We start from the raw sequence: 11,765 nt of genomic DNA, 5'->3' as shown, positions 1-11,765 counted from the left end.
ATGCCCCAGCGTTGTAGTCGCAAGCTTTGGCTTGCGCGACAGTTCCTCAAGCCGTCGCAACTTAAAAGTTGCGGCTACTTGGAGATATGGGTCGTCACCACCCTGATTGCTTTTGGCTTCACTTCAAACGTCGCCGGTGTGTATCCGATCAGTTCGCCATCGAGTTGAAGCTCGACGGCCGGCTCCGATTCCACGGTCAGCGACGACGCGGTCAAACAATTCACTTTCGGATGGGTGGTGTGCGTTCCCTTGAGCAAGCGCGGAAAACATCGCAACGTTTCCAGCCGCCCAAGGTTCCCCACGATGTTCACGGTGAGTTTGCCGTCGTCCATCTTTGCGCCGGGCGAAAGGCGCATGGTGCCACCGCCGATCACTTCGGCTTTTGCCGCCGAGACGAGAAACATCCTGCCCTCGAACGCCTGTTCACCGCACCGCACGCGCATGGTTGGAGATTCAAAAGAGAGCAGCGCGCGAAAGAATCCGACTGAGTAACAGAACCGCGTCCCGAAGATCGCTTTGACGGTTGGCGTGGTGTGTTTGCCCACTTCACCGGCAAAACCGGCCGCTGCGTAGAGCAACGCGAAATGTTTCGTTGGTTTGCCGTGCTCGTGACAGGAAACCTCGATGGCGTCGATTTGTCGGGACGCGCCCCGGGCGAGCGCGTCCAGCGCGACTTCAACACTCCGAATTCCGATCATTCGGGCGAGGTCGTTGCCGGTGCCGAACGGAATGACGGCGAGGGCGGCTTTCGTGTCGCCTGCGAGCAGGAGGCCGTTGGCCACCTCGTTCATGGTTCCGTCGCCGCCAACCGCGGCAATTACATCATACTTGCCGCTCGCTTCCTGCGCGAGGATCACACCCTGGCGCGGACGTTCGGTGATCACGTAATCGAACCTGAGATTTCGCCGCCGCAGTCCGCCCAGCAGATTTTCCCAGCGCCCGGTTGCCCGGCCCGCCGCGGCACCGGGATTCGCGATCAACAGAATACGTCGGTTCATGCGTGACCGAAGGGAGTTGAAAAACCGTGCCGCGCCCGACGCGGTTCAAGCCCGACGATAATTCGGAAACAGATCGAACGTCGGCCACTGGTGGACTGCGTCGGCCGCGCGATGCAGGGCGGGATCAATCTCTCCATCGGGCAGCTTGTCATCGTCCGAACGCTGATTGAAAAGCACGGCCCAACTCACGCCGTCGTAACGTCGAACCAGCAACGTGTAAGTTCCCGGCAGACTGCCGTTGTGCCAGTAATTGGCTCCGCCTTCTTTGCCAACCGGCCGCACCAACCAGCCACAGCCGTAATAATGATCCTTCAACGATCCGTCGTCGTTCCGGAACACCGGCGGTTCCGGCGGCGCGTGCATCGTCCGAATCGTTTCCGGTTTGAGCAACAAACTGTGTTCAGAGTCGTGAAGCGCGGCGGCGAAACGGGCCAGATCAACCGCCGACGCAATCCAACCGCCATGCGCGTCCATCGCTTCCAAACAAAAACCGCCGTACGGCCAGCGCACTTTTTCGGAATGGTCACCGAACACGCTCTCAGCCATTTCATCGCCCGGCGTGTAGTAGCGCACTTCACCGTCCGCTCGCTTGTCTTCCAGCGAAGCGCCGAGCCGCATTCGTATGATGCCAATCGGCGACAGTACATTCTTCTGAACAAACTCCCCGTAGGCCAGGCCGGTGATCTTTTCGATCACGCGGCCCAGAATGCAATAGCCGAAATTCGAGTAGGCGTAGCGTGCGCCGGGATCGAAATCGAGCGGCTGTCCAAGCATGTAACGAATGACGTCGCGTGGACCGGGCGGGCTTGAAACCCCCAATGACTTCGCGATTTCACGCGGGCGAAACATCGGATCGAAACTCTTGTCGCGATCCCAGCCACCGGTGTGATGGAGCAGATGACGAGTCGCGATACCCTTCCATCGCTCGTCGGCCTTCTTCCCGTCAGGAATCCAAGACTCCAGGCCGAGCACGTCCCAGACGCGCGCGTCCAGACCCAGCTTTCCCTCTTCGATCAGTTTCAACACCGCGACGGCGGTGAACGGTTTGGAGATGCTGGCGATGCGGAACAGCGACGTCGGTTTGACTGAAATCTTGTTCTCTCGGTCCGCCCAGCCGTAGCCGCGCGTGTAAACGAGCCGGTTATCCTTCACCACGGCGAGTGCGCCGCCGGGAACCTTGCGCGCCGCCATGAATTTCTGGATTTCGCGGTCGAAGGAAAAGAACTCGGAAAGAAAACCGCCACCGGCCTGTTCGGCCTGCGGGCTGGTCCCGGTCAACGCGAGCAGACCCAGCGTCCCGGCTGTCCGCAGGAATTGCCGGCGCGAAACCAACGCAGGGCCGGAGCGAGGCGCGAGCGGGCGTATTTTTTGTTTGAGTCGCGCGGGCATCGAAATTCTTTGTTGGTTCAGTGAATTAGAAGCGTATCGTCCAGTCAAATCAACCATGCAAAATCATATTTCCCGCAGAACGTTTTTGTCACGCACCGCCGTGGCGGGAACCGCCCTGGGTATTGGCGGGCTTGCCGATACCAGACTTTTCGCGGCGGCGCCAGGGGTGTTGCCCGAACCGTCGGCAAAGAAGCTGCCGCGCTGGCACGGCTTCAACCTGCTGGAAAAATTCAACGGCCAGAACCACCGCTTCAACGAAACGGACTTCGAGTGGATCGCCGAACTCGGGTTCAATTTTGTGCGGCTGCCGATGGATTACCGGATGTGGATTGAAGACAATGACTGGACGAAGTTTCACGAGCCGACGTTGAAGGAAATTGATGAAGCCGTGAAGTTCGGCGAAACGCACGGGGTCCACGTCAATCTGAACTTCCATCGCGCGCCCGGCTACACCGTCGCCCAACCGCCGGAGCCGAAGCCTGTCTGGAGCAACGACGAGGCGCTGCGAGTCTGCGCGCTGCACTGGGCAACATTCGCGAAGCGTTACCAGGGCATTCCGAATCGCGTCCTCAGTTTCAACCTGTTCAACGAACCGGCGAAGCTCGAAGCAGACACTTATCGTCGCGTCGTGGCCCACATCGTCGAAGCCATTCGCAAGCACGACGAGAAACGACTCATCATCTGCGATGGGCGCGAGTGGGGAAACGTCGCTCCGACAGAGTTGCTGGGTCTGGGCGTGGCGGCGGCGACGCGCGGGTACCGGCCATCGCACGTGTCGCATTACCAGGCGTCATGGGTGAACGGCGCGGACAAATGGTCTGAACCAACCTGGCCGATCAAGGAAGGCGACACACTCTGGAACAAGGAGACGCTGCGCGAGCGGCAGATCGAACCGTGGAAGAAGCTTGAAGCTCGGGGCGTCGGCGTAATGGTTGGCGAGTTTGGCGCGTTCAACCGGACACCGCACAAAATCGTCCTCGCCTGGCTGCGTGACTGTCTGGATTTATGGAAGCAGGCCGGCTGGGGCTGGGCAATGTGGAATTTCAGCGGCGGATTTGGCATCCTCGACAGCGGCCGCGCGGACGTGAAGTACGAGGACTGGCACGGGCACAAGCTGGACCGGGAGATGTTGGAAATGTTGCAGTCATTCAAGGGGTGACCGGCGCCAATCCTCCCGAAAGAAGGGCGAGCTTCACCCCGTGCCTGATTCAACGCGCGCGAACGAACGTCGTTCGGCGTCCCGGTATGTTCGAGCAGGAGGAAAAGCCGGTTCTATATTTTCAACCTTGCCAGCACTTCTTGGGTCAAGACCTCGTATGCGGCCGCGCCGGTGCTGTACTTGTCATAGTAAGTGATGGGTTTGCCGAAACTCGGGGCTTCGGCGAGCCGTGTTGTGCGCGGGATCACCGTGTCGAACACCACCGGGCCGAAATGCTGGCGGACTTCACCGACGACCTGGTGCGAAAGATTCGTGCGCCCGTCGAACATGGTCATCAGCACGCCGAGCAGTTCAAGGCTCGCGTTTGTCCCTGACTCTCGTATCTGGCCGAGGATCCGGTTGATCATCGCGACACCTTCGAGCGCGTAATACTCGCACTGCAGCGGGACGATGAGATAATCGGCAGCGGCGAAGGCGTTAAGTGTGAGAATTCCAAGCGAGGGCGGGCAGTCCACAATGATCAGTTCGTGGCCGTCACCGTCACGCAGCGGTTGGAGGGCCTGGCGCAACCGGTGCAAATGGTTTTCCAATCGCGACAGTTCGATTTCCGCGCCGCACATGTCCACTTCGCTGGGGATGATGTCGAGGCGTTCGTAGGCTGTCCGCTGAACTTTTTCGTTCAACGCGCCCTCGCCGAGCAGCGGCCGGTAGGCGCTCGCGCCTTCGACCTTCTCGACGCCCAGTCCGCTGGTGGCGTTGGCCTGTGGGTCGAGGTCAATGAACAGCACGCGTCTGCCGACCGACGCGAGACAGGCGGCGAGGCTGACCGCGGTGGTGGTCTTGCCCACCCCGCCCTTCTGGTTGGCGATGGCGATGACTTTGGCAGGCACGCGGTGATTAAATGAGACCCGCCCCGTGAGTTCAAGGTTTTCAGCAAAGTAACCCGCTTGTGCTTGCGAGGGCAGGTGGCTTGCGCTTAGTTTCTCGCGCTCTGAATGAGTGAAGTTCTGGTCATCGGTCATCGGAATCCGGACACCGACGCGATCTGCTCGGCCATCGGTTATGCCGAGTTCAAACGCCGCACGGGCATGCCGCGCGCCGTCGCCGCGCGCTGCGGCGACACCAACGATCGGATTGATTTTGTTCTGAAGACGTTCGGGGCGCCACCCCCGCGATTTGTCGCCGACGTCGCGCCGAAAATCCGCGACGTGATGCAGACCAGCGTCGTCAGTGTCCCGCCCGGCGCCACGGTCGCGGAGGCGCTTGGCATCATGGATGACAAGAACATTCGCGCGCTGCCAATCCTGAACGAGGATCGGACGTGCCGGGGCATCGTCTCCGTCTTCAAGATGAGCAAGTTCTTTTTCCCCGCGCCGAACCGGGTCTTCGATTCCCGCCGCGTGCTGGCCTCGCTCCGCAACCTGGCCCGGACGCTGAACGCGAAGATGATTATCGCGAGCGAGCCCGACCGCGAGGAGGACCTCGTGCTGATGATCGGCGCGATGAACGTGAATTCGTTCGCGCAGCGGCTCCCACGCTACCCGCGTGAAAAACTGATCGTCATCGTGGGGGACCGGCAGAATATTCAGATGCTTGCCATCGACGAGCGCGTGCGCGTGGTCGTGGTGACCGGTGGCCTGCCGGTCGAGCCTGAAGTGATCGAAGCCGCCCGGCGCAACGAAGTCAGCCTGCTGTTGTCGCCGCACGATTCCGCGACGACCGCCATGCTGTGTCGGACGGCGATCACGGTCGGGCACATGCTGCACGAGCATTTCCTCACCTTTCACGAAGATGAACCGTTGTCGGCGGTTCAGCGGCTCGCCGCCGGGTCGCAGTTCCACGCGTTTCCCGTCCTGGACGATCACAAGAAGGTCGTCGGCATCCTGTCAAAATCCGACTTCCTGAGAAAAGTGGAGCGGCAGCTCATTCTCGTGGATCACAACGAGCTTTCACAGGCGGTGCACGGGGCCGGCCAGGTCGAAATCCTGGAAATCATCGACCACCATCGCATCGGGGCGCTCACGACGCACCAGCCGATCCTGTTCCACAACGAGCCTGTGGGCTCGACGAGCAGCATCGTGGCTGATTGTTTTTTCCGCCACGGCGTCGAGCTCACCGGGCAGATCGCCGGGTTGCTGCTGGCGGGGCTGGTCTCGGACACTTTGAATCTCACCTCGCCGACGACGACCGGGCGCGACGTTGAGATCCTGACGCGACTGGAGAGAATCTCGGGGGTCAATGCGGGCGAGTTCACTGAAAAACTCTTTGCCTCCGGGTCGTTGCTGGTCTCGAAGCCGGCGGCGCAGGCCATCGCGACTGATTGCAAGGAATACGCGGAGCAGGGCCGCAGTTTCAGCGTGGCGCAAATCGAGGAGATCGGTTTCGACGCGTTCTGGAAGCGGAAGCGGGACGTGGTGGCGGCGCTGGAAGCGTTGCGCGCGAACAAGGGCTATTTCTTTTGCGCGCTGCTGGTCACCGACGTGGTCAAGCAGACCTCGCTGCTGGTGATTGCCGGTTCGGAGCAATTCCTGCAGAAGGTTGACTACCCCGAACTCGAACCGGGAATTTACGAACTCGAAGGCGTCGTTTCGCGCAAGAAGCAATTGCTCCCGTATTTGACGCACTGCCTGGCGGGGTGTTGAAGAACGGGAGAAAGTCTGCAATCATAGGACGGAATCATCGGTTTCGACCATGCCCATTTACGAATACGAATTGTGCGACGGCGAATGCAAGGCTTGTGGCGGAAAGTTTACCCTGCGCCGGCCATTGAGCGCGGCGCCCCTGACGCAATGCCCGGCTTGCAAAAAGCCCGTGCGCAAGGTGATCTCCACATTCAACTCGCCGGTAAAACTGAAGCCGCTCTCGATCACGGACGCGAAGAAGGCCGGTTTCACCGTTCTCAAAAAAACCGGCAAAGGCGAATATGAGCGGCAGTAGGTCGCAGGGAGAGTCGGTTCCGGGTGATGTTAATCTCGCAACAGTTCCCTGGCCCAGGTCGTGTAAAGGTCCACGGACGAACTTTCTGCCACGGTTTTTTTCAGCCCCAGGAACTCCTCGATCGCCGGGCAGGTGATTTGGGCCTCGTCCAACCGCTGGCCGGCCAGGGCCTCCGCCAAGCGTGACAACCAATCCGGCGTCGGAAGCGTTGCGTCAGGCACGTCCCAAATGCGCCACAGGCCGTCCTGGCACGCCGTCACGATCCGCTGGCCGTCGGGACTGAACGCGGCGCACGTCACCGCCGCCGCATGCTGGAATGGTTCTGAAAGCGGCAGCCCGGTAAACGTGTCCCAGACGCGGGCGGTATGATCGCGGGACGCGGTGAGAATTCGCCGCCCATCCGGACTGAACTCGACGCACAGGATTTCGCCGCCGTGTTTGATCGGTTCCGCTGCGACCCGGCACTCCGCGACGTTCCAGATTGTCGCCGTATTATCCGGGCAGATGGTAACGATGCGTTTTCCGTCGGGGCTGAACCGGGCGAACCGAACGCGGCCGGAATGCCGGAGAGGCTTCGCCGCCTCGCGGCCCGAGACCGAATCCCAAATTCTGGCCGTTCCGTCGCTGGATGCCGTGACGGCGCGGTGTCCATCCGGGCTGAATTCAGCATGCCACACAACATTGCCATGGCGCAGCGGCTCGCTCGAAGGCCGCCCGGTTGCCACGTTCCAGATCTGCGCCCAGTTGTCCGACGCACAGGCTATCACCCGCCCGCCATCCCGGCTGAATTGGGCCGCCCGTATCTCACTGGAATAATGAAGCGCACCCATCACCTCCCTTCCTGTCCGGGCATCCCGGACACGAACAGTCCCGTTGTCGTCTGCTGTCAGGATGTGCTCTTCCCGGGAATCGAATTTGACGATGCGGACTGCGGCGTCATGGCGGAATGGTTTCACCAGGTCACGACCCGTGCGCAGGTCCCAGAGATGAACGGTTCCATCGGCGGAAGACGTAATCGCGCGCTGGCCGTCGCGACTGAACAACGCTGCGAGGACTGCGGCGGAGTGTTGGAGCGGCGGAATCAACTCGCGCGCGGAGGACGCGTCCCAGATACGGGCCGTTCTGTCGTCTGAGGACGTGATCACGCGCCGGCCGTCCCGACTGAAACAGACGGAGTTCACCGCGCTTTGGTGCCGGGCGCCACGGTTTGCCGCCTGAGATGATCTGACGTTCCAGATCAACGCTGCGCCGCTCGAATCAGCTGTCACGATCCTCGAACCATCCGGACTGAACTTTGCGGCCTTGACCTCGCCACCCAGGTGCATCGGCTCGAACAGCGGAACCCCGGTGGTTGCGCTCCAGATTCTGGCGGTCCGATCAGTCGAAACCGTCACGATTCTTTGATTGTCCGGACTGAACTCCGCGAAACGAACGTAGCCAAAGTGTCGCAGTGGCCCGCCGATCATCTGGTCGGTCTCGGCATCCCAAATTCTTGCAGTCCGATCCGCTGAAGCGGTCACGACGTGCTGACCATCTGTGCTGAACCGGGCAAATACAACTGCGGCAGCGTGCCTAAGTGGACGACCGACGCGCCGCCCCGATCGCGTTTCCCAGAGGGCTGCTGTCCCATCTTCGGAGGCGGTCACGACGAGCCGTCCGTCCGGGCTGAAACGCGCGCACCGGACCGGCGCGGCGTGTTCGAGCGGCGCGACGATCTCCCGCCCGGTCCGTGCGTCCCAGAGACGAGCGGTGTGGTCGTCCGAAGCCGTCACAATGATCGCGCCGTCCGGACTGAACTGCGCAGCGTTCACGCTGGCACGATGTCGCATCGGGACCGCGACGGCCTCGCCGGTTGCCGCAGCCCAGATTTGAGCCGTTCCGTCCTCGGAGGCGGTGACCACCTGATCGCCCGCCGGGTTGAAGCAGGCCGACCATAATTTGTCTTTGTGACGGAGTGGTTGCGTCACCGGTTTCCCCGAAGCGGCGTCCCAAATCCGTGCGGACTTGTCGAACGAAGCGGTGACGACCCGCCGTCCGTCCGGACTGAACTCCGCATACCAAACCGCGTTCTGATGGGAAAGCGGTGCAGTCAACGGACGTCCGGTCCCGGCGTCCCAGATGCGCGCGGTCTGGTCGGCCGAGGCCGTCAGCACGGATTGACCATCCGGACTGAACTGCACATAGAGAATCTCCTTCTCGTGTTTGATCGGGCCGACGACCGGTCGGGCGAATGTCCGCTGTGTGAGCGCAGAAAAAAGTCTTTCCGCGGCGATGCGGTTGGATGGATCATTCCGCAAAAGTCGCGCCAGATAGGCAAGGCCGGCGCTTGAATCATCGCTGCGCAAAAGTTCGTCGGACTTTTGAATCTCCAATTTCAGCAGGGCTTCCTCGGCCCGCTTGCGCTGTCGCATTTCCTCGCGCACCAGCTTCTGCACGCGTGCGGTCTGACGCTGCTGGTAGAAATACCCGGCCATTGCCAGCACCGCGACCATGCCGATGACTGAACCGGCTTTGGTCAAATGCGCCAGTCGCTTTTCCAGAAGATGCACGCGTTTGACCGATTTACCGCTTTGCAGCAACGCCAGATCGGATCGCAGTTCCGCCGCCGTCCTGTAGCGCAACTGCGGGTTCGGCTCGCCGGCTTTCAGCAGCACTTCGTGCCACTCCCGCCAGAGGCGCTCGTTCGAGATTCCGTCCCACAAGGTTGGTGGTTCGGGAAAGTCCTGTCGGTCCTTGCCGGTTGAGATCTCATAGAGGACCTTGCCCAGACTGTAGAGATCGGCAGCAACGGTTCCGGGGCCTTCCGGCGGGATGTAACCTTCCGTGCCGGCAAAGGAAATGGTCGCGTCGGCCCGGGTCACGAGCCCGATGTCAGCGAGTTTGGGGACGCCGTTTACAAAAATAATGTTCGATGGCTTGATGTCGCGGTGGACGAGACCGTGTCCGTGCAGATTTTCCAGCGCCATCGTCAGTGAAAGTCCAATGTGCAGGCATTCCTCCCAGGGCAGACTGCCCCGGCGCGCTATTTCACTCCGCACCGTTCGGGGCGAGTAATGCTCGGGATCGATGCGCTGGCCTTCCGCGCAGTCGTCCGCGAGTTCCATCACGTAATAGAAACAACCGTCGGTGCGCCCGACGTGGAGGATGTCCACCTGACTCGTGTGCAGGCGCGAAATGGGTTCAAATCTTCGAATGCCTTCAAATTCGCGTTCGAAGGGTCGGCTGCTCCCGAAAGTATCGCGATAAACGATCTTGACCGCACGATATGCTCCGGTGGCGCTCCGCGCAATCCAGACGTCCCCGTAACTGCCGTGGCCGATGCGGCGCAGGAGTTCATAATCGGGAATGCGCGGCGGGGGGCGGATAGCCCGACTTGGGGAACGACCCGCCGAAGTCGTGGACCCATCGGGAACACCTGACCGTGCCACAGCTTCGGACATAACTTGTGCGGAACGGATCCTTGTTAAATCTTTCCGTGAATTGCCGCAACAGCTTTTACCGGGAGAGCCGTTGCTCCAGTTTCTTGATTTCGCGTTTGAGGATGCCCGCAACGCGGTATTTGGCCATGTAAACCTGCGCCATGCTCACCCCGTATTTCGCGGCGACTTTTCGCGGCGGCCATTGTTTGAACGCCTGTTGGTGGAACAGCAGAAACTGTTTCGAGCTGACAAGCCGCTTCACTCTTCCTAACGCCACGTCCACCAGGTTGCGCCGCCACTCCTCCTGCCAGATCGTTTCCAACTCCTGGGCGCCCGGGTCGGGAATCGCTTCCAACGTGGGCGTGCGGGCTGTGCCGTCCGTGCGGCCCTTTCTGAACTCGATTTGGCGCGGCCGCTTGCGGAACTGATCGACGATTCGCCGGCGCGTGATCTGGAGCAACCAGCTCTTGAACGAGCCGAAAGCCGGGTCGGTTTTGAACGCTCCCATTTTTTTTGCCACGGAAATGACGGTTTCCTGCACCACATCCTGTGCCTCGGCATCCGTCAGGCCTGCCTGCCTCGCGACACCATAAATGAGTTTCCAGTAGGTATGAAAAAAATCCTGCCAGCCCGTCTGGTCCTCCCAGTTCTTCAGCCGCTCCAGCAGGCTTTGCCGCGTGGGGATTGTATCGTCCGGGTTAGAGGGCATGGTGCGGTGGCTGCCGATGCGCTTCTCTTAAAACTTCGGCGCGCTCTGTCGAGTTCTTTCTCCCGGCTAACTCGTGAGCGGCGGCAAGTTCTAACAGTTTTTTGTTAAAACGGCTCTCCAGGCCGCGAGTTAAGCCCTATGGTGAGCCGTGCCCCATTACATCAAAAGCGAACTTGAGGAGAAACTATCTATGAAGCAATGGTTTAACAACATTAGCCTGTTGACTGCGCTTGGCGCTCTCCTGGGAATTTCGCTTTCGCTCGATGCGGCGGACATCACCTGGACCAACGGTGCGGGTGGCGACTGGAACACCGCTGCGAACTGGAGCCCCAGCCAGGTTCCAGGATCGGCCGACAAGGCGATTCTGGCTCTGGGCGTCACTGTCACCGTTGAAGCCGACTCCACGGTTGGCAGTCTGGATCTCTCCAGTGGCACCCTGAGCGGGGCGGGGGTGCTGACGGTGAGCGGGGTGCTGGGTTGGACGGGGGGGACGATGAGCGGGAGCGGCGCGACGACGATCGCCAACGGTGGGAGTCTGGTGTTGAGCGGGACGAACAACAAGCTGCTGGGGCAGCGGACGATCAACAACAACGGGACGACGAGTTTGAGCGGAGGGGACCTGTGGAGCGGACAGGGGGCGGTGTTCAACAACGGGGGCACGTTCGACGTGGCCGGGGACACCAGTTTCCAGAACAACCTCGGGGGCGTGGCGACGATCAACAACACGGGGACGTTTGAAAAGAGCGGCGGGACGGGCAGCACGGCCATTGGCCCGGCGTTCAACAACAACGGCAGCCTGCTGGTGCAGAGCGGGACGATGAGTTTGAATGGCGGGGGGGACAGCCAGGGGACGTTCAACGCGGTGGCGGGAGCGACGTTGAACTTTGCCGGCGGGCCGATGATTTTGGAGACCAACTCGACGGTGAGCGCGGCGGGGACGGTGAGTTTCAGCGGCGGGAGCGTGGACGTGAACGGGGGCTACACGGTGAGCGGGAGCACGGTGGTCAGTGGGGGGACGGCGAACTTCAACGGCAACGCGACAAGCGCTGGCGGGACGTTGAGCGGGGGCACCCTGAGCGGGGCGGGGGTGCTGACGGTGAGCGGGGTGCTGGGTTGGACGGGGGGGACGATGAGCGGGAGCGGCGCGACGACGA

The 11,765-nt window shown here is 61.2% G+C and carries 9 protein-coding genes; 4 read left to right on the top strand and 5 right to left on the bottom strand.

The window, feature by feature from the left end; translation table 11 throughout:
• Window positions 1-74: 74 nt before the first annotated feature.
• Complete coding sequence (locus tag VN887_09495) at window positions 75-998, bottom strand: diacylglycerol kinase family protein (protein ID HXT40245.1); 924 nt, start codon at window positions 996-998, stop codon at window positions 75-77.
• Between the two features lie 45 nt (window positions 999-1,043).
• Window positions 1,044-2,387 carry a serine hydrolase domain-containing protein gene (locus VN887_09490; protein ID HXT40244.1) on the bottom strand — a complete coding sequence of 448 codons (1,344 nt, stop codon included), beginning with the start codon at window positions 2,385-2,387 and terminating at the stop codon, window positions 1,044-1,046.
• 55 nt (window positions 2,388-2,442) lie between these two features.
• On the opposite strand from VN887_09490, the gene VN887_09485 reads away from it, so the two are divergent.
• Complete coding sequence (locus tag VN887_09485; protein HXT40243.1) at window positions 2,443-3,546, top strand: cellulase family glycosylhydrolase; 1,104 nt, start codon at window positions 2,443-2,445, stop codon at window positions 3,544-3,546.
• Window positions 3,547-3,659: 113 nt separating this feature from the next.
• Here VN887_09485 and VN887_09480 read toward each other — a convergent pair whose 3' ends face one another.
• Window positions 3,660-4,436, bottom strand: coding sequence for a ParA family protein (locus tag VN887_09480; protein HXT40242.1), 777 nt, complete (start codon window positions 4,434-4,436; stop codon window positions 3,660-3,662).
• Between the two features lie 105 nt (window positions 4,437-4,541).
• On the opposite strand from VN887_09480, the gene VN887_09475 reads away from it, so the two are divergent.
• Both VN887_09475 and VN887_09470 read left to right on the top strand, forming a co-directional pair.
• Window positions 4,542-6,188, top strand: a complete 1,647-nt coding sequence (locus VN887_09475; GenBank protein HXT40241.1) for a putative manganese-dependent inorganic diphosphatase — start codon at window positions 4,542-4,544, stop codon at window positions 6,186-6,188.
• Between the two features lie 49 nt (window positions 6,189-6,237).
• Complete coding sequence (locus tag VN887_09470; GenBank protein ID HXT40240.1) at window positions 6,238-6,483, top strand: zinc ribbon domain-containing protein; 246 nt, start codon at window positions 6,238-6,240, stop codon at window positions 6,481-6,483.
• 29 nt (window positions 6,484-6,512) lie between these two features.
• On the opposite strand, the gene VN887_09465 is transcribed toward VN887_09470, so the two are convergent.
• Together VN887_09465 and VN887_09460 are read right to left on the bottom strand one after the other, a co-directional pair.
• Window positions 6,513-9,923 carry a protein kinase gene (locus tag VN887_09465; GenBank protein ID HXT40239.1) on the bottom strand — a complete coding sequence of 1,137 codons (3,411 nt, stop codon included), beginning with the start codon at window positions 9,921-9,923 and terminating at the stop codon, window positions 6,513-6,515.
• 55 nt (window positions 9,924-9,978) lie between these two features.
• A complete protein-coding gene (locus VN887_09460) occupies window positions 9,979-10,611 on the bottom strand; it encodes a sigma-70 family RNA polymerase sigma factor (GenBank protein HXT40238.1) in 633 nt (210 codons plus the stop codon).
• A gap of 148 nt (window positions 10,612-10,759) precedes the next feature.
• Between VN887_09460 and VN887_09455 the strand changes: the two genes are divergently transcribed.
• A partial coding sequence (locus VN887_09455; GenBank protein HXT40237.1) for a hypothetical protein occupies window positions 10,760-11,765 on the top strand: 1,006 nt, incomplete at its 3' end.

The organism is Candidatus Angelobacter sp. (genome assembly GCA_035607015.1).
In the GTDB taxonomy this organism is placed as follows: domain Bacteria; phylum Verrucomicrobiota; class Verrucomicrobiia; order Limisphaerales; family AV2; genus AV2.
Note: the sequence above shows the minus strand (reverse complement) of the source record. Positions and strands in the feature narration are given on the sequence as shown.

What these genes read in the sequence shown, in the direction of transcription:
- VN887_09475 (HXT40241.1), top strand. Translation starts at nt 4,542, where the DNA reads ATGAGTGAAGTTCTGGTCATCGGTCATCGGAATCCGGACACCGACGCG.
- VN887_09490 (HXT40244.1), bottom strand. Translation starts at nt 2,387, where the DNA reads ATGCCCGCGCGACTCAAACAAAAAATACGCCCGCTCGCGCCTCGCTCC.
- VN887_09465 (HXT40239.1), bottom strand. Translation starts at nt 9,923, where the DNA reads ATGTCCGAAGCTGTGGCACGGTCAGGTGTTCCCGATGGGTCCACGACT.
- VN887_09485 (HXT40243.1), top strand. Translation starts at nt 2,443, where the DNA reads ATGCAAAATCATATTTCCCGCAGAACGTTTTTGTCACGCACCGCCGTG.
- VN887_09460 (HXT40238.1), bottom strand. Translation starts at nt 10,611, where the DNA reads ATGCCCTCTAACCCGGACGATACAATCCCCACGCGGCAAAGCCTGCTG.
- VN887_09495 (HXT40245.1), bottom strand. Translation starts at nt 998, where the DNA reads ATGAACCGACGTATTCTGTTGATCGCGAATCCCGGTGCCGCGGCGGGC.
- VN887_09470 (HXT40240.1), top strand. Translation starts at nt 6,238, where the DNA reads ATGCCCATTTACGAATACGAATTGTGCGACGGCGAATGCAAGGCTTGT.